At 50.7% G+C, this 19,434-nt stretch carries 18 protein-coding genes and 1 tRNA gene; 10 read left to right on the top strand and 9 right to left on the bottom strand.

What is annotated here, in order from left to right:
• Positions 1-24 precede the first annotated feature (24 nt).
• Positions 25-1,536, bottom strand: a complete 1,512-nt coding sequence (pepA, locus tag MUU51_RS13360) for a leucyl aminopeptidase (protein ID WP_110512184.1) — start codon at positions 1,534-1,536, stop codon at positions 25-27.
• Positions 1,537-1,690: 154 nt separating this feature from the next.
• On the opposite strand from pepA, the gene MUU51_RS13355 reads away from it, so the two are divergent.
• The 3 genes from MUU51_RS13355 to lptG all read left to right on the top strand — a co-directional run bounded on the left by MUU51_RS13355 (position 1,691) and on the right by lptG (position 3,987).
• Complete coding sequence (locus MUU51_RS13355) at positions 1,691-1,741, top strand: hypothetical protein (protein WP_217448718.1); 51 nt, start codon at positions 1,691-1,693, stop codon at positions 1,739-1,741.
• Positions 1,742-1,804: 63 nt separating this feature from the next.
• Positions 1,805-2,905 carry an LPS export ABC transporter permease LptF gene (lptF, locus tag MUU51_RS13350; RefSeq protein WP_258967920.1) on the top strand — a complete coding sequence of 367 codons (1,101 nt, stop codon included), beginning with the start codon at positions 1,805-1,807 and terminating at the stop codon, positions 2,903-2,905.
• Positions 2,905-3,987 carry an LPS export ABC transporter permease LptG gene (gene lptG, locus MUU51_RS13345; protein WP_159774831.1) on the top strand — a complete coding sequence of 361 codons (1,083 nt, stop codon included), beginning with the start codon at positions 2,905-2,907 and terminating at the stop codon, positions 3,985-3,987. Before lptF ends, lptG begins: the two co-directional genes overlap by 1 nt.
• 86 nt (positions 3,988-4,073) lie before the next feature.
• Here lptG and MUU51_RS13340 read toward each other — a convergent pair whose 3' ends face one another.
• Positions 4,074-5,576 (bottom strand): helicase HerA-like C-terminal domain-containing protein, encoded by a 1,503-nt coding sequence (locus MUU51_RS13340; RefSeq protein WP_258967919.1) that lies wholly within the window; start codon positions 5,574-5,576, stop codon positions 4,074-4,076.
• Positions 5,577-5,711: 135 nt separating this feature from the next.
• Here MUU51_RS13340 and MUU51_RS13335 point away from each other — a divergent pair, with 135 nt between their 5' ends.
• A complete protein-coding gene (locus MUU51_RS13335; RefSeq protein ID WP_258967918.1) occupies positions 5,712-7,352 on the top strand; it encodes a glycerone kinase in 1,641 nt (546 codons plus the stop codon).
• A gap of 58 nt (positions 7,353-7,410) precedes the next feature.
• Here MUU51_RS13335 and ahr read toward each other — a convergent pair whose 3' ends face one another.
• The 3 genes from ahr to MUU51_RS13320 all read right to left on the bottom strand — a co-directional run bounded on the left by ahr (position 7,411) and on the right by MUU51_RS13320 (position 10,174).
• Positions 7,411-8,430: an NADPH-dependent aldehyde reductase Ahr gene (ahr, locus tag MUU51_RS13330; RefSeq protein WP_159774825.1), complete on the bottom strand. Its 1,020-nt coding sequence runs from the start codon at positions 8,428-8,430 to the stop codon at positions 7,411-7,413.
• A gap of 143 nt (positions 8,431-8,573) precedes the next feature.
• On the bottom strand, positions 8,574-9,152 hold the full coding sequence (locus MUU51_RS13325; RefSeq protein WP_258967917.1) for a class I SAM-dependent methyltransferase: 579 nt from the start codon (positions 9,150-9,152) through the stop codon (positions 8,574-8,576).
• Entirely contained in the window at positions 9,152-10,174 is a 1,023-nt protein-coding gene (locus tag MUU51_RS13320) for an HNH endonuclease family protein (RefSeq protein ID WP_159774821.1), read from the bottom strand. The genes MUU51_RS13325 and MUU51_RS13320 overlap by 1 nt, the downstream gene beginning before the upstream one ends.
• A 244-nt stretch (positions 10,175-10,418) precedes the next feature.
• Here MUU51_RS13320 and MUU51_RS13315 point away from each other — a divergent pair.
• Together MUU51_RS13315 and MUU51_RS13310 are read left to right on the top strand one after the other, a co-directional pair.
• Positions 10,419-10,503, top strand: a tRNA-Leu gene (locus MUU51_RS13315).
• Positions 10,504-10,666: 163 nt separating this feature from the next.
• Complete coding sequence (locus tag MUU51_RS13310; RefSeq protein WP_258967916.1) at positions 10,667-11,920, top strand: tyrosine-type recombinase/integrase; 1,254 nt, start codon at positions 10,667-10,669, stop codon at positions 11,918-11,920.
• A gap of 88 nt (positions 11,921-12,008) precedes the next feature.
• Here MUU51_RS13310 and dsr2 read toward each other — a convergent pair whose 3' ends face one another.
• The 4 genes from dsr2 to sid form a co-directional block, all read right to left on the bottom strand.
• Entirely contained in the window at positions 12,009-15,659 is a 3,651-nt protein-coding gene (gene dsr2, locus MUU51_RS13305) for an anti-phage defense-associated sirtuin Dsr2 (RefSeq protein WP_258967915.1), read from the bottom strand.
• 302 nt (positions 15,660-15,961) lie between these two features.
• Positions 15,962-16,528 carry a phage polarity suppression protein gene (locus MUU51_RS13300; protein ID WP_258967914.1) on the bottom strand — a complete coding sequence of 189 codons (567 nt, stop codon included), beginning with the start codon at positions 16,526-16,528 and terminating at the stop codon, positions 15,962-15,964.
• A gap of 16 nt (positions 16,529-16,544) precedes the next feature.
• Positions 16,545-16,790 (bottom strand): ogr/Delta-like zinc finger family protein, encoded by a 246-nt coding sequence (locus MUU51_RS13295; RefSeq protein WP_000984204.1) that lies wholly within the window; start codon positions 16,788-16,790, stop codon positions 16,545-16,547.
• Positions 16,787-17,524 carry a capsid size-determining scaffold Sid gene (gene sid, locus MUU51_RS13290; RefSeq protein ID WP_258967913.1) on the bottom strand — a complete coding sequence of 246 codons (738 nt, stop codon included), beginning with the start codon at positions 17,522-17,524 and terminating at the stop codon, positions 16,787-16,789. The genes MUU51_RS13295 and sid overlap by 4 nt, the downstream gene beginning before the upstream one ends.
• Positions 17,525-18,073: 549 nt before the next feature.
• Between sid and MUU51_RS13285 the strand changes: the two genes are divergently transcribed.
• From MUU51_RS13285 to MUU51_RS13270, 4 genes are read left to right on the top strand one after another with little or no spacing between them, the layout of a single operon-like run.
• Entirely contained in the window at positions 18,074-18,331 is a 258-nt protein-coding gene (locus tag MUU51_RS13285; protein WP_000556586.1) for a helix-turn-helix transcriptional regulator, read from the top strand.
• Positions 18,332-18,336: 5 nt separating this feature from the next.
• Positions 18,337-18,885, top strand: coding sequence for a host cell division inhibitor Icd-like protein (locus tag MUU51_RS13280; RefSeq protein WP_031608979.1), 549 nt, complete (start codon positions 18,337-18,339; stop codon positions 18,883-18,885).
• The gene (locus tag MUU51_RS13275; protein WP_258967912.1) at positions 18,882-19,109 is read left to right on the top strand and encodes a hypothetical protein; all 228 of its coding nucleotides are present in this window, start codon (positions 18,882-18,884) and stop codon (positions 19,107-19,109) included. The genes MUU51_RS13280 and MUU51_RS13275 overlap by 4 nt, the downstream gene beginning before the upstream one ends.
• Positions 19,106-19,426, top strand: a complete 321-nt coding sequence (locus MUU51_RS13270; protein ID WP_063941034.1) for a DUF5375 domain-containing protein — start codon at positions 19,106-19,108, stop codon at positions 19,424-19,426. Before MUU51_RS13275 ends, MUU51_RS13270 begins: the two co-directional genes overlap by 4 nt.
• The last annotated feature ends 8 nt before the right edge of the window (positions 19,427-19,434 follow it).

Raw genomic sequence — 19,434 nt, 5'->3', positions numbered from 1 at the left:
TTACGCCGCCGGGCAATCATTGACTTACTCTTCGCCGCTAAATCCTGCGCGGTTCAGCAGGAACTGAGACAGCAGCGCAACCGGACGACCGGTAGCACCTTTGGCTTTACCGGAGCGCCATGCGGTACCGGCGATATCCAGGTGCGCCCAGTTGTACTTGCGGGCAAAGCGCGACAGGAAGCAGCCTGCGGTGATGGCGCCGCCAGGACGACCACCGATGTTGGCCATATCCGCGAAGTTGGTTTCCAGCTGTTCCTGGTATTCGTCGCCAAGCGGCAGTCGCCACGCGCGGTCGCCAGCCTGTTCGGACGCGCCGATAAGCTCATGCGCCAGCGGGTTATGGTTCGACATCAGGCCGGTGATGTGATGGCCCAGCGCAATCACGCAGGCGCCGGTCAGGGTCGCCACGTCGATAACGGCTTCAGGTTCGAAACGCTCAACGTAGGTCAGCACATCGCACAGCACCAGGCGGCCTTCGGCATCGGTGTTCAGCACTTCAACCGTCTGCCCGGACATGGTGGTCAGCACGTCGCCTGGACGATACGCCCGCCCGCCCGGCATGTTTTCACAGCCCGCGAGTACGCCGACCACGTTCAGCGGCAGCTGAAGCTCGGCCACCATGCGCATCACGCCGTAAACCGCCGCCGCGCCGCACATGTCGTACTTCATCTCGTCCATGCCTTCGGCCGGCTTGATGGAGATACCGCCGGAGTCGAAGGTCAGACCTTTACCGACCAGTACGATAGGACGCGCATCTTCTGACGGATTGCCTTTGTATTCAATGACCGACATCAGGGACTCGTTCTGTGAGCCGTTGCCGACTGCCAGATAAGAGTGCATACCCAGCTCGCGCATCTGCTGTTCACCGATAACGCGGGTGATGACGTTCTTGCTGTAGGAATCAGCCAGCTGACGCGCCTGCGACGCGAGGTACGCTGCGTTACAGATGTTCGGCGGCATATTGCCGAGATCTTTCGCGGCTTTGATACCGGAGGCAATCGCCAGACCGTGCTGAATCGCGCGCTCGCCGCTGGTTAATTCGCGACGGGTTGGCACGTTGAACACCATTTTACGCAGCGGGCGACGTGGCTCGCTTTTGTTGGTTTTCAACTGGTCGAAGCTGTAAAGCGTTTCTTTAGCCGTTTCAACCGCCTGGCGTACTTTCCAGTAGTTATTGCGGCCTTTAACGTGCAGCTCAGTCAGGAAGCAAACCGCTTCCATCGAGCCGGTGTCATTCAGCGTATTGATCGTTTTCTGAATAACTTGCTTATACTGACGCTCATCAAGCTCGCGTTCTTTGCCGCAACCAATCAGCAGAATGCGCTCGGAGAGCACGTTCGGCACGTGGTGCAGCAGCAGAGTCTGGCCTGGTTTGCCTTCCAGCTCGCCACGACGCAGCAGGGCGCTGATATAGCCGTCGCTGATTTTATCGAGTTGCTCGGCTATCGGGGAGAGACGGCGTGGTTCAAAGACGCCAACAACGATGCAGGCGCTCCGCTGTTTCTCCGGGCTACCGCTTTTTACACTGAACTCCATGCACTACGCTCCTGAATCTTAAAGACAACGGCGGTGGCTACGGGATAGAATTGCAAGCTTTCGTAACTCATGTCCGCTGTTGCGGTGACTTCGTGTTAATCTTAACGATATCGCGATGTTGGCTCGTCAGAACCGGGTCTGAAACGTAAAGCCGCTGAGTCATATAATCTTAGCGATGTTTTCGACGACTCAAGAGAATAAATGACGTTTAAGCCATGAAACAAGCAATTTTCCTGTAACAAGACGGGTTTTAACGGGCGTATTTATAGTGATAATCATAAGATATCTCGTGCGGGAGACGCTGAAAAGCCAGCTGGCGATCCTCTTCATCCTGCTTCTGATCTTTTTCTGCCAGAAATTGGTCAGGATCCTCGGCGCAGCGGTAGATGGTGACATCCCGACAAACCTCGTGCTTTCCCTGTTGGGTCTCGGGGTGCCAGAAATGGCGCAACTTATTCTGCCCCTCAGTCTGTTCCTTGGCCTGTTGATGACGCTGGGCAAACTCTACACCGAAAGTGAAATCACGGTGATGCACGCGTGCGGCCTGAGTAAAGCCGTGCTGGTGAAAGCCGCGATGATCCTCGCCCTGTTTACTGCCATCGTGGCCGCCGTTAACGTGATGTGGGCCGGACCGTGGTCTTCGCGTCATCAGGACGAAGTGCTGGCGGAAGCCAAAGCCAACCCAGGCATGGCGGCACTGGCTAAGGGGCAGTTCCAGCAGGCCAGTGATGGCAATTCGGTGCTGTTTATTGAAGACGTTAACGGAAGCAATTTCCAGAACGTATTCCTGGCGCAGATCCGTACCAAGGGTAACGCGCGTCCGTCGGTGGTTGTGGCCGATTCCGGACACCTCTCGCAGCAGAAAGACGGCTCTCAGGTGGTCAACCTGAACAAAGGCACCCGCTTTGAAGGCACCGCGATGCTGCGTGATTTCCGTATTACTGATTTCCAGGATTACCAGGCCATTATCGGTCATCAGGCGGTTGCGCTTGATCCTAACGACACCGAACAGATGGGCATGAGTGCGCTTTGGCACGCGGATACGCCACGAGCTAATGCAGAGCTGCACTGGCGTTTAACGCTGATAGCGACGGTGTTTATCATGGCGTTGATGGTGGTTCCGCTGAGCGTGGTGAACCCGCGTCAGGGGCGCGTGCTGTCGATGTTGCCCGCGATGCTGCTGTATCTGGTGTTCTTCCTGGTGCAAACCTCACTAAAATCCAACGGTGGTAAGGGCAAAATTGACCCGACCGTCTGGATGTGGGCGATTAACTTGCTGTACTTCGGCCTGGCTGTACTGCTGAACGTCTGGGATACGGTGCCGATGCGTCGCGTTCGCGCACGACTTAGCGGGAAAGGAGCGGTATAATGCAGTTATTTGGCGTACTCGACCGCTATATCGGTAGAACTATTTTCACCACCATCATGATGACGTTGTTCATGCTGGTGTCGCTCTCGGGCATCATCAAGTTCGTTGACCAGCTGAAAAAAGCCGGGCAGGGCACCTATGACGCGCTCGGCGCGGGCATGTATACCCTGCTCAGCGTGCCGAAAGATGTGCAAATCTTCTTCCCGATGGCCGCGCTTCTGGGCGCGCTGTTGGGCCTGGGGATGCTGGCGCAGCGCAGTGAACTGGTGGTCATGCAGGCGTCGGGTTTTACCCGTATGCAGGTGGCGATGTCGGTGATGAAAACCGCGATTCCGCTGGTGCTGCTGACCATGGCGATCGGCGAATGGGTGGCTCCGCAGGGCGAGCAAATGGCGCGTAACCTGCGTGCGCAGGCGATGTACGGCGGTTCGCTGCTGTCCACGCAGCAGGGCATGTGGGCGAAAGACGGCAACAACTACATCTACATCGAACGCATCAAAGGCGATGACGAACTGGGTGCCATCAGCATTTACAGTTTCAACGATCAGCGTCGTTTGCAGTCGGTGCGCTACGCCGCATCGGCGAAATTTGATAAAGACGCTAAGGCCTGGCGCCTGTCGCAGGTGGATGAATCCAACCTGAGCAATCCGAAGCAGGTGACCGGTTCGCAGACCGTAAGCGGGACCTGGAAAACCAACCTCACGCCGGACAAACTCGGCGTCGTGGCGCTGGATCCGGATGCGCTGTCGATAAGCGGCCTGCACAATTACGTGAAGTACCTGGAATCGAGTGGCCAGGATGCCGGACGCTACCAGCTGAATATGTGGAGTAAAATCTTCCAGCCGATGTCAGTGGCGGTCATGATGCTGATGGCGCTGTCGTTTATCTTCGGCCCGCTGCGAAGCGTGGCGATGGGCGTGCGTGTGGTGACAGGGATAAGCTTCGGCTTTGTGTTCTACGTCCTTGACCAGATATTCGGCCCGCTAACGCTGGTGTACGGCATACCACCGATTGTCGGTGCGCTGTTGCCAAGTGCTAGCTTCTTCCTGATTAGCCTGTGGTTGATGACGCGTAAAGCGTAATACTCCGCGAGCGCCCGGCGGCGCTACGCTTGCACGAGCCTACGGTTTGTAGGCCTGGTAAGCGTAGCGCCACCGGGCAATACTCACTACCGCTTTCTTCCCCCAAGCAAACTACCCAACATTCCACGTACTATCTGATTGGTTATCTGTCGGGTGGCACTCTTCGCCATCGTCTGCACGACCCCATCGCGCTTACCGCCGCGTGGGCCGGTGGTGCCGAACAGAATATCCTTCAGGCCGCCGAGAATACCCTCATCGACGTCAGCCGATGCTCCCTTCGCCGGAGGCGCATTCTGTTGTTCAGTGGTGGCCTGTACGCCTTGTTGCAGCTTTTCAAACGCCGACTCCCTGTCGACCTCATCTTCATATTTGCCGTACAGCGGCGAGTTGTTGATAAGCCCGTTGCGTTCATCATCGGTCACCGGCCCCATCCGGGAACACGGCGCAATCACCATCACCCGTTCGACAACCGACGGGCTGCCTTTTTCATCGAGGAACGACACCAGTGCCTCACCGGTGCCAAGCTCCTGAATCGTTTTTTCAGTATCAAATGCCGGATTGGCGCGCATGGTTTGCGCCGCCGTTTTCACCGCTTTCTGATCTTTGGGTGTAAAGGCTCTCAGAGCATGCTGCACACGATTCCCGAGCTGACCAAGTACGTTATCGGGAATATCTGATGGGTTCTGCGAGACAAAATACACCCCGACCGCTTTGGAGCGAATCAGGCGGATCACCTGCTCGATTTTATCCAGCAGCACCTGCGGTGCGTCGCTGAACAGCAGGTGCGCTTCGTCAAAGAAGAACACCAGTTTGGGTTTCTCTAAATCGCCCGCTTCCGGCAGCTGTTCGTACAGCTCTGACAGCATCCACAGCAGGCTGGCGGCGTACAGTTTTGGCATCTGGTAGAGCTTTTCGGCGCTGAGAATGTTGATCACACCTTTGCCGTTGCTGTCGGCCCGCATCCAGTCTTTGATGTCGAGCATCGGCTCGCCAAAGAAATGCTCCGCGCCCTGCTGTTCGAGCGTCAACAGCCCGCGCTGGATGGCACCCACCGAGGCGCCGCTGATATTCCCGTACTGATTCTGGAACGATTTGGCGTTATCACCGATGTACTGCGTGATGGCGCGCAGATCTTTAAAATCGAGTAGCAGTAGGCCCTGATCGTCGGCGATACGGAAGATAATATTCAGCACGCCCGACTGTACATCATTCAGATTAAGCAGGCGGGCGAGCAGCAATGGCCCAAGGTCTGATACCGTGGCGCGAACCGGATGCCCTTTCTCACCGAAGATATCCCACACCACCACCGGATTACTGTGCGGCTGCCAGTCAGTCACACCGATTTTTTTCAACCTTTCCAGCAGCTTTTCAGAGGCCTGGCCATCCTTCGCCACACCGGTTAAGTCACCTTTTACGTCGGCCATAAATACTGGCACGCCAATCTCTGAAAACGACTCGGCCATTTTTTGCAGGGTGACGGTTTTCCCCGTCCCCGTCGCACCGGTGATAAGCCCATGGCGGTTGGCCATGCCAGGCAGCAAATACAGTTGTTGTTCCGTCGTTTGGGCAATCAGCAGGGGTGAGCTCATGTTGTTTCCTCCGTTTCTCCTGCGTCGAGTATAGGTCAAAGCCGGGGAAAAAATGCCCAGTCAGTTTTCGACTTTGCGGCTTAAACCGCAGTGCCGACTATGCTTTTCATACCTGTTTCAAAAGAGTGGAAGGTAATGTCCAGATTCTTCTTTAATGACCGCAAACAGCTGGTCAACGACGCCATCGAAGGCATAGTGTTATCCGCACCGCACGGCAACCTGGTGCGCCTGGATATCGATCCGGCCATTCGGGTGATTGCCCGTAGCGATTGGGATAAAAGCCGCGTGGCGGTCATTTCGGGCGGCGGTTCCGGGCATGAACCGGCCCATGCCGGGTTTGTCGGCAAAGGGATGCTTACCGCCGCGGTGTGCGGCGACCTGTTCGCCTCGCCGAGCGTGGATGCGGTGCTCAACGCCATCGTGGCGGTGACCGGCGATAGCGGCTGCCTGCTGATCGTCAAAAATTACACCGGCGATCGCCTGAACTTTGGCCTGGCGGCGGAAAAAGCCAAACGCCACGGCCTGAAAGTTGAAATGGTGATCGTCGCCGACGACATTGCGCTGCCGGACAACAAACAGCCGCGCGGTATCGCAGGCACGGCGCTGGTGCATAAAATCGCAGGCTACGCCGCCGAGCAGGGGAAAACCCTCAGCGAAGTGCGCCACATCGCGCAGCAGGCCTGCGACAGCGTGTTCAGTCTCGGCGTGGCGATGGAGAGCTGTAACTTGCCGGGTAGCGATGACGAAGAAGGGCGCATCAAGCCTGGCCACGTCGAGCTTGGGCTGGGGATTCACGGTGAGCCGGGCGCTTCCGTGGTCGACAGCCACAACAGCAAAAAGCTCATCGAGACGCTGGTGCAACCGCTGCAGGCGAAAGTCGGCGACGGCAAAGTGGCAGTGCTGATCAACAACCTCGGCGGCGTGTCGGCGCTGGAGATGGCGCTGCTGACTAAAGAGCTGGCCCATTCGGCGCTGAAGAACCAGATAAGCTGGCTGATTGGCCCCGCGACGCTGGTGAGTTCGCTCGACATGAAAGGTTTTTCGCTCTCGCTGCTGACGCTGACGCCTGAGTTTGAACAAGCGCTACAGGCTGACGTAGAGACCCTCGGCTGGCAAAAACCGGTGGCTTTCGCGCCACTCAAAACCATCGCGCACGACAAAATTCATGACAGCGTCGAAGCCACGCCGTCTGACAATCCGCAGGTGAAAGCGATTCTGCTGGCCGCCACGCAGAGGCTCATCGACCTGGAGAGCCGCCTCAACGCGCTGGATGCAAAAGTGGGCGACGGCGATACCGGCTCGACGTTTGCTGAAGGTGCGCGGGATATCGCCGGGCAGCTCAACGCGGGCAAATTGCCGCTGAACGACAGCGCGCAGCTGTTACAGGTTATTGGCGAACGGCTGGCGACGGTAATGGGCGGCTCCAGCGGCGTATTGATGTCTATCTTCTTCACCGCCGCCGGGCAGGCCGTGCATGACGGCAAAAAACTCCCGGATGCGCTATTAACCGGTCTGCAGCAGATGAAACAGTATGGCGGGGCCGATCTCGGCGACCGGACGCTGATCGATGCGCTGCAACCTGCGCTCGAAAGCTTGCGCGATCAGAACCTGCAAGCCGCCGTCAGTGCGGCCAAAACCGGCGCAGAAAGCACGGCCAGAATGCAAAAGGCGGGAGCAGGGCGCTCATCGTATGTGAATAAAGAGAACCTGGATGGCGTCAGCGACCCGGGAGCGGTGGTGATTGCGGAGGTGTTTGCCGCTGTCGTGACGGGATAATCCTCCAGGCCCGGCAAGGCGTAGCCGCTGCCGGGCACTCATATTCAACTCGCGATGCTTAAAAATCCGCTTTCAACACCACGCGATAACGGGCTTTGCCCTCACGCACATGCTTCAACGCTTCATTGATTTGCGACATCGGGAACATCTCGGTGGTTGGCGCCACTTTGGTGCGACCGGCAAACTTCATCAGCTTACGCAGTTCCGCCGGGTTACCGGTAGCAGAACCTGAAATGCTGCGATCGCCGCCAATCAGCGTAAAGGCCGGAACCTGCAACGGTTTCATCACCGCGCCGACGGTATGGAAGTTGCCGCCGTAGGCCAGCGCTTCAAAGTACGGCTGCCAGTCCAGGTCCACGCTCACGGTGTTGATGATCAGGTCAAACTGACCGGCTAACGTTTTCAGCGCTTCCGGGTCGCGGCTATTCACCACGCGGTCAGCGCCCATCGCCAGCACTTCTTTTTCCTTCGCCGGATTAGAGCTAAACGCCGTCACTTCCGCACCCATAGCGTGCAGCAGTTTAATGGCGATATGCCCCAGGCCGCCAATACCAATTACGCCCACGCGGCTGGTGGCGGTCACGTTATTGAGCAGCAGTGGTTTAAAGACCGTAATGCCGCCACACAGCATAGGGCCTGCGGTTTCAATATCAATGCTTTCCGGCAGCGGAATAACCCATTGCCAGTCGGCGCGAAGCTTATCGGCGAAGCCACCGCGGTTCATGATGGTCGGCAGAGAGCCTTCCAGACAGTTAATTTGATTGCCGCTGATGCAGGCGTCGCAATGACCGCAGCTGCGTGCCGTCCAGCCCACACCCACGCGCTGGCCCACTTTCAGACCTTTGTTCTGTGCGGCTTCGCCTAATGCAGCCACGCGGCCAATGATTTCATGGCCCGCAACCAGCGGATAGCTCGACATGCCCCATTCGTTGTCGATCATCGACAGGTCGGAGTGGCAAATCCCGCAGTAATCTACCTGGACTTCCACATCTTCCGGCTTCAGCTCACCGGCATCGTATTCCCACACTTCCAGGTCGGCACCCGCCTGCTTCGCGGCGTAGCTTTTTATGATGGACATCGCACTTCCCCTATTATGGCGTTGAACTGAGAGTGTAGAGCATGGGGTCAGGTGGTGCTTAGCAGAAGGGGGCAGGAAAAGGGCTGTGGCAGAAGGGATTGTCTGATTTTTCAGGCAATTCCTTTGCCCGTTGAGCATAAATACTACGCCTTACGCAAAAGAGCGTTCAGCCAGGTTTCATTCCGGTCCGGCCGCTTATCTTCCGTCAGCCATGTCGACTGGATGTGAATGCCAGGTAGTTGCTGAATCAGGTTGCTGAATGTCCGTTCATTGAGATCGGTAAAATGCCGACCCTCTTTTACGCGTTCGCTGTCACCGTATTTGAACGAGACATACCAGATGCCGCCAGGCGTCAGAGCCCGTGCAAGCTTTTGCATCGCATCCGGCAGTTGTGATGCGGGCAGGTGCAACAGCGAAGCACAACACCAGATTCCCTGATAGCGCCCGGTGTCCGTGAGTTCATGAAACGACAACTGACGAACTGGAACGGCGGCATGCTGGGAAGCCAGCGTCACCATTTCAGATGATGCGTCGAAGGCTTCAACCTGATATCCCATTTCGCGAAAAGCTTTGCTGTCCCGGCCCGAGCCGCAACCGGCGTCCAGCACGCGGGCATTAGGTGCAAGCTGTTCGGTGAATGCGGCATACAGCGAAGACATATCCACGTTGACGGTGCTCTCAAAAAACTGTCGGGCGTTGGTCTGGTAAAAGTTGATAGTCATCAGAGGATCAGTGTCTCCCGAACGGGTGGCTTCCAGGTTTGCAGCCGCAGGCTAAATGCCGCGTTCCAGCTGGCGTTTAAAAATGTCCGACGTTGAGATTCATTTTTGCCGGTCTGATTAATAATCGCCTCATGCAGCGGCAGCCTGCTGTTAATAAAATACTCATTGCGGGCATGAAGACGATACAGTAAATCCAGCACAGGCACACGATCCGACTTCCCCTCAATGCCGCGATTACAGGGCTGGCAGGCCAGAACCAGATTCCAGACACCATTCAGGTTCACGCCCGGTAGCGACGATTGAATTTTCAGCGGCAGAAAATGATCGACATCCGCCAACTGCACATGGCCAGCCTCAAGGCTGATGGGCGCGTGGCAGTAGAAACAGTGACCTTTCTGATAGCCATTCAGGCTGTTGCGGCAACTGGTGAGCGTAATGCGTGACGATTTCGCCAGGGTGAACAGCGTTTCCTGATTCGGATCGTAATGGACATCCAGAAGTTCCGGCGGGAGGTTCATCTCCCAGGCTTTCTCCACCAGACGCCAACGGGCATCCGTTTCATGCGTCAGGTTATGAAACTGTACGCTCTGGGTGAGATGATAAAAATCATCCGTCAAGCGGATGCTTTTATTTGCGCGCTGTTCATTGATGAAAAACTGCTTAGCGATGGGGCCGCCACCGACGTTGTGAAACGCGTCCAGCACAATGCCGAACCCGTGCTTCACGGTCTGTTGAATGAGTTGGTCGTCAGAGATTGTGCCATCGTTAAACTGCATGCACGCTTTCAGTAATGGCCCGGGTTTGCTCATGTTGAGCGTTTGTTTGGTTGCATCCCGCAGATGTGCGCAGAGATGTCGGCTGAATGGAACCGCCAGGTCTTCAAGACGGATGACTTCATGGGCATGAGAGACGTCATACAGCGCATGTGCCAGCGCAAACTTATAGGTCGCGAAGTTCTTGCCAAAAAGGATAACCCCGCGCCAGTAGCTTTCAAGCGTGGGATCGACCTGATAAAACCGCATACGTTGTCCTGATTGATTCGGATGGTGAATAGTAAAACCCGTAACAGGATCAGATAACAATGGGAGAAGAATGTAAACCACCCTCGTCACGTTGCAGCGTTTTGCGAGCACGGTTCCAGAGTGGTAGGTAAGATGAGAGAAGTGTCGATTTTTTCGGCGTTCAGAAGGGCTTACGCTGAGCAAGGCTTGCACAGGGATGAGCAACAGGTATAATGCCACCCGCTATCAGCAGTTCCCCTTCCGTGCCGGAGTGGCGAAATCGGTAGACGCAGTTGATTCAAAATCAACCGTAGAAATACGTGCCGGTTCGAGTCCGGCCTTCGGCACCATTTGAATGTTCGAGAACGTCCGTAACAGTCCGTAAGTTACTAAAATTAAAGCCGAAAGGCTTTTTTTTGGTCCCAATTCGTCCGAGCACATCCGTTGCAATCCGGACATTGGTGGGGGCATAATTGGGGGCATCTTCACTTCGATTGAAAATGTGCCCCCAAAATGAAGCTCAACGCCCGCCAAGTCGAAACAGCCAAACCAAAAGAGAAAACCTACAAAATGGCCGATGGTGGCGGTTTGTATCTTGAGGTGACGAGCAAAGGATCTAAATACTGGCGCATGAAGTACCGGCGGCCAGTGGATAAGAAAGAAGACAGATTAGCATTCGGTGTCTGGCCGACAATCACTCTTGCCGAGGCACGAGCAAAACGTGATGAAGCTAAAAAACTTCTGGTTCAAGGAATAGATCCCAAAGCTGAGCAGAAAGAAGCCCAAGCTGAAACCTCCGGTGCCTATTCCTTTGAAACTATCGCGCGCGAATGGCACGCCAGTAATAAGCGGTGGGGTGAATACCATAGCTCGCGTGTGCTCCGTTATCTGGAACTGTATCTTTTCCCACATATTGGCTCTGCTGATATTCGTAAACTCAAAACCAGCAATCTCTTAGCGCCAATTAAAGTCGTGGATGCAAGTGGAAAACACGATGTAGCGCAGCGGCTGCAACAACGGGTTACGGCTATCATGCGTTATGCCGTTCAGAACGATTACATTGATTCTAATCCTGCCAGTGATATGGCTGGAGCGCTAACCTCAGCCAAAGCTCGTCATTATCCCGCCTTACATTCAAGTCGAATCCCTGAGTTCCTCGCCCGTCTTGCTGCTTATCGCGGCCGCAAAATGACGCGTATTGCAGTCGAGTTATCTCTACTTACCTTCGTTCGCTCCAGTGAGATGCGATTTGCTCGATGGGATGAGTTTGATTTTGATAACGCTTGCTGGCGTATACCGGCGCAGCGTGAGGAAATTAAAGGAGTGCGTTATTCCTATCGCGGAATGAAGATGAAGGAAGAACACATTGTTCCGTTAAGCACTCAGGTTTTAGCTTTGCTGGATGAGTTGAAGCAGCTCAGTGGGGATAATCCGAGGCTGTTTCCCGGCGATCACGATCCAAACAAAGTTATGAGTGAAAACACGGTTAACAATGCGCTCCGGACTATGGGCTATGACACACAAACGGAAGTCTGTGGGCATGGGTTCAGAACTATGGCTCGGGGTGCTTTGGGGGAGTCTGGATTGTGGAGTGATGACGCTATAGAACGTCAGTTAAGCCACTCTGAGCGTAATAATGTGCGTGCGGCTTATATCCATACTTCTGAGCATTTGGATGAACGTCGTTTGATGGTCCAATGGTGGGCTGACTATCTAGATGAAAATAAGAAAATATCTATAACCCCTTATGATTTTGGAAAACAATAGAGAACATATTCAAAATATGTAAGTACTAATGAATTGTTACTGTCCCATTATAAAAAACTTGGCTGCGTTAGCAGCCAAGAGATGGAAACTATTCTTTTTTATAAAACCATGCGTTCCTAATTTCTTCAAACTCATCAGAGGAAGTGCATGCTTCTTTCCATTCAATCAATATGGTTGGCATTTCCAAGCCTGACTCAATGTGTTGGTTATATATATATGATGCGAGCTTGGCAGCTTTTACCTTCTTTTCTAGGTGATTAAGAATTGACTCATTGCTGCTTTCATGGTTCTTATCTATTTCTATTATATTATGGAGGCCAATAAGTATATCTTGTATAAAATCAGAATCTAAAGGTATTGTTCTGTTTTTTATAATATCTAGAGATATACTTAGACTTTCTTGAACACAGGGTTCATGATTCCATGATAATTTTTGCCCAAGAAATAAAAGTATGTGAGAGAGGTCTATATGTAGATCTAGTAATATATACATTGATTCGATTGCATCAATGACATGTTTCTCAGCAGTCTGGTAAAATTGATTTTTTATATCAGCACATATCTCATTTATAGGGATATTGTTGATGATTGATAAAGTGGTTAATGCCCTACCAACTTGCACTCCTTTGCTCTTCATCTCTAGGAGTAATGAGCTAATCTCATTTTTTGAGTTTTCTGTTATTAAGTGGCTATGTTTTTTTAATATAATGGTAGTGATAAATGCAATATTCTTGTATCGTTTTAAAAACTCATCATGAATTTCATCTTTTTTATCTAGATAATGTTTATCCGAATGATACCATTCGATTAATTTAGATATAATTAGTTCAATGTCCTCCCCGGAAAATGACATGTGAGAAAGTGAGCCGACAAGCTCATTACAATAGTGTGAATTCCCCCCTGTTAGAGAAACGCCTTGTCCTTCCTGCCTAGGGAAAGAAAATTGTTTGATTAAATGAAGAAGCTTCTCTTCTACGTTCTCTGATTCAGGTTTTAAATCCTCGAGAAAAAAGAAACTATAATATCCTGATTCTCTCGGGAAACCATTTTCATCTAGTTTTGACCATAATGCCTTAATCAGGCTTTTCTCATCTGTTTTATTTAACTTACCAAGCTTATATAGAGTTATGAGTTTTGCTGAGGAGACTTGCCTAACTTGATCATCACCATATCTTACTTCTTGAAGGCTGTACTTTATTTTTGCTGATGATATTTTTTTATCATCACTTACATTTGATAAATATTTGTTCTTTTCGTCGGCAATTTTCAGCATTATTATAAATGGATTGGTGAAACCAAATCTTTGTAAGTGTTTTGCATTTTCATTTATTGGTTGGGAGGGGAAATCAACGAAAATTGGAATTAAAGATAGTTTTTGTTCGAGACTTAAATTATTAATTGTACGGGTTAAGAGATTCTTTGTATGATCGTAGCCAGTAAACTCTTTTGAGTTGTATAACCGACAAAGCAAAGATATTATTTTTTCTTTCTTTTCAAAAGAAACTTTAGTAATTAATCGAGATAGGATTTCTGGAACAACTTTCAGCATAGATCCTTCAATATCTAATGAATTATCTAATTTGTCGTTCATCTGCCTAGAAATTAAGTTTTCGTATTTTGAATAATATTTGTCAAATTGTATTTCAGCTTTGGTTCTACCCATTGTAGATAAATTATTTCTACTTAGGATATATTCAAAGTGTTTCTCATTAAAAACTCGTAAAATTGTGAAGGTAGACCATTGTGGACAATGGTCATAAATATTTTTTGCTGCATTAACGGCTGTTTTACCAAATATCGTACAACCAGGGATATGGAAAGGTAATCCAATATTTTCAGCTAAAAGTAAAAAATTGAACGAATTTAACGCTGCACTATCTGTTGTGCCAGAACCGAAATTTGTAGTTTGTGTTCTTCTACCCAAGTCAAAATCGGATCTCACTTTTGTTGCATTATGCTCTAAAGAAGACTCAAGCCTAATCTCTAGATATTTAAATTCATTATCGGGATCGCAACGATATTGTGATAAGTAAGCTAAGCGAGAACGATATTTGTTTGATAAATCTCTTTCGTTATCAGGTAAAGACCATGAGTGCTTAAACATTCTAAGTATAAAAATAACATATGCTTCCTGAGATGCACTGGAATAATCATTATCTTTTGATGATTGTAGGCTATTTCTCCTGATTATTGATAGCGATTCCTCTAGGATTGTTATAGCCTCATCAAGCATACCAAATTCGGCTAATAAACCGGCTCGTTTAACTTCATGGTAAGGTAGTTGTTTATTTATCTCCCAATTGTTAATTCTTGCTCTAGCTTCTTCAAAATTTAAGAGGTAATAAGACTGAAGTATATACTCATATTCATACTCCGCTCGTGTTTCCGGAGTTAAATTTATAATATGTTTAGTCAAAATCGAACTTAAATCGTTCCATTTGCTATCTAATGATTCTTGTCTACAATATTTTAAAAGCCCGATGATTATAGAAGGTAACTTCGCATTGATCTCTTTTTCCTTATCAGTTTTTATCTTTGTTTGAGAAAATAAAAAATCTTTATATTGCTCAATTATTTTAAATAAAAACTCTGCAACATCATCAAATATTGGCAGCAAACTTTTGTCAATTCGCCAAACTAGTTCAAATCCAAATGATAGGTCAAGGTTATTTTCCCAAGCATACTCTTCAGAGCATGCTTGGAGCCAATTTATGGTATTTTCCCATAGTTTACTTCGGTTTTCTTCTGGTGTAATAAGCCATTGAGGATAGTTCTTTTTTGTTTGCTCCCAGACAGCAATACATTTTTTTAATTTATTATTAATTATTTCCTCGGAATCACCACGTGATATTCTATCTGCGTTATCATTGGTGGGCCAATCAAACTGATTTTCAGCACCTTTACTTTGAATTAAAAAATCTATGAAACCTTTATGTGCTTCATAATGATTATCTCCAAAATCATCTAGTAAACTTAGGTCAACAATTACTATGTTTCTTTTTTCTAATAGTTTACGTTGTGCTTCGTTAAAGGAAAATAAACCAATCATGAATATTTTTGGGGAGTTTTCAGCACCTAAATTATCTCTAATCCAACCAATCCAACTTAAAAAATTAGGGTCATCTCCAGAAAAGCCAATAAGACATAGAGTGTTTTCAATCAGGGATTGCTGTACTGTATTTACAAACGGTGAATTATCTATAGGGTATCTTCGATAATCCTCTTCGGTGACTATAAATGGTCGTTCAGAAGGAAAGCTACCATGTAGTTTTATAATTCGTGGTCTCTCTGCATTCATGAGATCATTCTTGTTAAAAACAAAATCATATTTTCGCGAATCAACAGCCACGCATGCTCTTTCTAACAATGAATCATAGTTTGTAGTAAAAACATCAACCCAAGGTAAAGATAATAGGGATGAGTGAAGCTTGGACGGCTCATACTCTTTATCTGGAACATTTTCTATAATTAATTTATCTAATGTTGCACGCCCAAAAGCTGCTTGAACCTCATCACCTAATTTGAGTACGTTGGAGTATTTGCTGGTATTCTTTTCACAGTAAACTTTTTCATAAAATAGATCGCCAAGATCATTCCACATTGGAAATCTTCTTGATGTTCCACTCAAGGGTTTAGCATTACGGCTAAAACCAGCACCAACCAAAACAGCAGCATGACCTTCCCATAATCGAGAAGCAATATTTTTAAGTAGAGGTATGATTTTGCTTTTATTTGACATAGATCAATCCATGTTTCTTAACTGATTAATGATGTGATTATTTCTCTATAAGAATCAGTTTAATCTTGTTTGTACTATTTTAAAATCATAACAGTAAGCATCTGCGCGCAATGCTCTCCCCGCCACGCCTGCCCGCTTAAGGTGCCGCTTTTAATGCAGGTGCAAAGGCGGCCTCAGGCCGCGCCGGGACTGGCGCTGGTCGGGAGTACATGAACGGGAAAACGCATGCAAAACCATGCACCCTTTGGATGCATGGCTTAATTCGGGAAAAATGGCGGGAATTACGGGGATTGTTTGACAGGTTACTGCTCGGCCAGTTCGGCGCGTCGACGGGTGTAAATCATGCTCTGTGCAGGGGTGAATTTTTCACGATTATCATCCCGCGAAGGCGCGTCAGGCCTGTATCCGATGGCCGTTAAAATGTCTTTATCCTGTGCAGAATAATTAATGTCATTTCCTGCGGCCAGCCAGACGGAAAGAGCTTCGCGCAGGTATGCTACTGAACGGTCAAGCGTACGGTTTTTTATCATTGTGGGCTGGTTCTTAATTCCCATCAGCTCGGGTGCCAGTGTGGCGACCAGCTCTGCGCCGTTCTGCTGCATAAAATCGTGCAGCCGGTTATGGATGCTGATGCGCTGCACTTCCTCATGCGAGAAAATGTAGCGACCGGCGGCCTGATTAACCTCCCATTTTTTTACGTCAATGCGGTCGCGCAGCGACTGTAATCTGCGGGAGCCTGATGCGTTGTCATCCAGCAATAATGCCTGATATTCCTCCTCGGCAGCGGCCAGTTCGGTTCTACGGTTCAGCCATGCGGTTTTGTTTGTCTGACAGGCTTCATAGGCTTGCTGTAAGGTCAGGGTGGTCACGGGTTGTCTCTCCTGATTAATGGCGGAACGGTGAGCTGTAACAGCCTTTCACCTGACGTGGAGCTGCGGGTGCTGTCGGCACCGGTGCGGGTTTCTCATCGACGACCGGGGAACGGATCACCTCAAAGATGGACTCATGCGTTTTGAATGTCGCCGAGCAGTGCACATTCTGGCACTGCAGGTAACTTTCTTTGACGCTGTCAGACATATAGCGGCTGGTGCGAACGTGGGCCGCCGTGCGGCAGAAAGGGCAGCGCATCATGACAGTAATCCCCGTGCTTTCAGGTCGGCCTCACGTTCCCGCATTTTTTCCTGCCAGACCTTGCGCTGGCCGGGTGTGGTCGCAACGTCATGCTCCATATGCGGCAGAGTGGAGGCCGACAGACCCGTTTTAAACAGCACGGGTTCATCAGTCAGACGGATATTGCAGCCCTTCACCGCCTGCTCAAGCCACGTTTTCACCTGCTGCATAACGGCATGCTCTGGCTCGACATAGCCCTGATGCCCGATGGTGTTGGCAAGCGGATTTTCTTTAACCAGTATGCTGAGTTTCATTGCCCTGACGAGCGCACCGCAGCTTTCACGCAGGGCTGCATCAAGTTCATGCTCTGCATACTGACTGAGGGCGCTGTGATGTGCCTGACGGTATGCTCTGGCCGTGCGGTCACAGGCTCCCCGGAGGCTATCCAGCTCGAAAGAAAGCACTTCAGCCATGTTGTCACATTCCTGCGCCAGTTCACGCCGTGTCACGCGCTCTATATGGCGTTGTCTCAGCTCATCGGTAATGACAGCACCACCGGCACGAAAGGCGGTACGCCATGCGCCGGAATCAGTGCCGTTTTCCTGCTCCAGTTCATTTTTTTGCGATTGCACCTGGCTGATGGCCGTCGTGGTTTCGTCCATACGTCGGGCATTGGTGAGATGCACCTCTCTGGCCGTCTCAAGACGATCCATTGCGGGTTTAAGGTAGTCGGGAATAACAGCGGTCTGAGTCATGTCGGGTCTCCTATTCGTTTCAATCTGAGGAGATTCTGCCGCGCCAGACACAACAAGACGATTCATTGCCGTTGTGGCAAAAATGGCACAAACAGACCTTAAAACCCGGCTGGCCAGAGAAAGGTCTCTGGAAAACTATACTCACCATTTGTTTTTTTACTAATAACTATTCACTACTATTCACTCCAAAGAAAAAGATAAGTAATACAGTAAATTAAGAGGTGAACAGTTGAGAGGTAACTATTCACCGACTGTTCACTACTGTTCACCTTTCTGCTTTTACGATGCTCTGCCCATTTAGACTTTTTAGCGATTAAAAGTAAAATATCTATAATTAAAGGTAATTGGGATTGGGCCACCAGTTTGCCAACATTTGCCAAAGAAGGGCCAACGTTTGCCACGGTTTGCCACTCACTTGTTAACGGTTTGTTGCAGTGGTTTGCGGTGCAAAATGACTTGTTGCCCTGAGGGAAAATATTCACAAAATAGAGAGCTACCCGAAGCCGGACGGACACGACCGGCACTGTATGGACTTTGTGAGGTAGCCCGATGCACACTGCTTTTTCTTCCCCGTCTTCTGCCCCTGCCGCGCCTCTGATGCCGGTCTCTGACGCCGTTCATGAGCGTTTTATTCGTCTGCCCGAAGTGATGCATTTATGCGGCCTGTCTCGTTCGACTGTGTATGACCTCATCAGTCGGGAGGCATTCCCGAAACAAATCAGCCTCGGAGGAAAAAACGTGGCGTGGGCGAAGTCTGAAATCACCGCATGGATGGCGGATCGCATTGCAGAACGCAACCGGGGCTAAGACGCATGATGATGACCGTTCAGCAAACAGCCCCTTTTTCTGGCTTGCTTCTTTTCGCCGTTTCCAGGTATAGTTTTCCCGCTGTCGCAAAATCGACAGCCGGGCGTGAGAACCCGAGTTACTTCAAGGCGACACCGGACGCGCCATGCGTCTTTTTTTGTGTCTATGCCTATGTGCACCTGTTGTTTACGCATCGGTTCTTAAGCCGTTGCTGTATCTGCGTAATGGTGGCTCAGGCGGGGCAGCCTTCGGGCTGGCCGGTTCCCTTGAAGGCCGGTTTCTCACCCCCGTCTGGGCTACCACCCGAGCGTGAGAACTCCGGTGGTGGCGATAACCGCTACTTCAAGGAGGTTGCCCCTATGGCTACGACCCTCACCCCGTCACACCCGCAGTTTGTCTTTGTGTTTGCCGCCGTTCGTCGCGCAGACCGTAAACCCCGTATTTGTATGCTCCGCACCGTTGCCGGTGATGAACACGCCGCACGCCTTTCCCTTGTTCGTGATTACGTCCTCTCGTTCGCTGGCCGTCTGCCGGTTGCGGAGGTGCACGCATGAGAAATACCACTATTACCGCCCGTGACCTCGAATGCCTTGAGCATATGCGCAACGTCGGCCAGCTCGTCGGCGATCTGATGCAGGAACAGGATTGCGCGACCGTTCGTCGTGACCTGGTGCAGCAGTTACAGCTCACCTCCGTGATTTATCTCATGACCGCCCAGCTCGACGGCGTGGTCGAGCGCTGCAATCAGCGCTGGCTGACCGGGGAGGGCAACGTATGAAACAGCCATTACCGCCCGTATTACGTGCCGCACTGTATCGCCGCGCCGTGGCTTGTGCGTGGCTGACCCTGTGTGAACATCAGCGCCGCTACCCGCACCTCACCCTCGACGCACTGGAGAACGCCATTTCAGCCGAGCTGGAGGGCTTCTATCTGCGCCAGCACGGCGAGGAGGAAGGCCGTCAGATTGCCTGTGCATTACTGGAAGATTTAATGGAAGCCGGACCACTGAAAGCCGCGCCGTCACTGTCCTTTCTCGGGCTCGCGGTGATGGATGAACTTTGCGCCCGTCACATCACATCGCCTGTACTGCACTGAGGGAGAAA

It is taken from the genome of Scandinavium manionii (genome assembly GCF_024764775.1).
Taxonomy (GTDB): Bacteria; Pseudomonadota; Gammaproteobacteria; order Enterobacterales; family Enterobacteriaceae; genus Scandinavium; species Scandinavium manionii.
Note: the sequence above shows the minus strand (reverse complement) of the source record. Positions and strands in the feature narration are given on the sequence as shown.

Bases quoted from the DNA above. Each gene is read 5' to 3' on its own strand.
- pepA (WP_110512184.1), bottom strand. From the start codon at position 1,536: ATGGAGTTCAGTGTAAAAAGCGGTAGCCCGGAGAAACAGCGGAGCGCC.
- lptG (WP_159774831.1), top strand. From the start codon at position 2,905: ATGCAGTTATTTGGCGTACTCGACCGCTATATCGGTAGAACTATTTTC.
- MUU51_RS13340 (WP_258967919.1), bottom strand. From the start codon at position 5,576: ATGAGCTCACCCCTGCTGATTGCCCAAACGACGGAACAACAACTGTAT.
- MUU51_RS13335 (WP_258967918.1), top strand. From the start codon at position 5,712: ATGTCCAGATTCTTCTTTAATGACCGCAAACAGCTGGTCAACGACGCC.
- ahr (WP_159774825.1), bottom strand. From the start codon at position 8,430: ATGTCCATCATAAAAAGCTACGCCGCGAAGCAGGCGGGTGCCGACCTG.
- MUU51_RS13325 (WP_258967917.1), bottom strand. From the start codon at position 9,152: ATGACTATCAACTTTTACCAGACCAACGCCCGACAGTTTTTTGAGAGC.
- MUU51_RS13320 (WP_159774821.1), bottom strand. From the start codon at position 10,174: ATGCGGTTTTATCAGGTCGATCCCACGCTTGAAAGCTACTGGCGCGGG.
- MUU51_RS13310 (WP_258967916.1), top strand. From the start codon at position 10,667: ATGAAGCTCAACGCCCGCCAAGTCGAAACAGCCAAACCAAAAGAGAAA.
- dsr2 (WP_258967915.1), bottom strand. From the start codon at position 15,659: ATGTCAAATAAAAGCAAAATCATACCTCTACTTAAAAATATTGCTTCT.
- MUU51_RS13295 (WP_000984204.1), bottom strand. From the start codon at position 16,790: ATGATGCGCTGCCCTTTCTGCCGCACGGCGGCCCACGTTCGCACCAGC.
- sid (WP_258967913.1), bottom strand. From the start codon at position 17,524: ATGACTCAGACCGCTGTTATTCCCGACTACCTTAAACCCGCAATGGAT.
- MUU51_RS13285 (WP_000556586.1), top strand. From the start codon at position 18,074: ATGCACACTGCTTTTTCTTCCCCGTCTTCTGCCCCTGCCGCGCCTCTG.
- MUU51_RS13280 (WP_031608979.1), top strand. From the start codon at position 18,337: ATGATGATGACCGTTCAGCAAACAGCCCCTTTTTCTGGCTTGCTTCTT.
- MUU51_RS13275 (WP_258967912.1), top strand. From the start codon at position 18,882: ATGAGAAATACCACTATTACCGCCCGTGACCTCGAATGCCTTGAGCAT.
- MUU51_RS13270 (WP_063941034.1), top strand. From the start codon at position 19,106: ATGAAACAGCCATTACCGCCCGTATTACGTGCCGCACTGTATCGCCGC.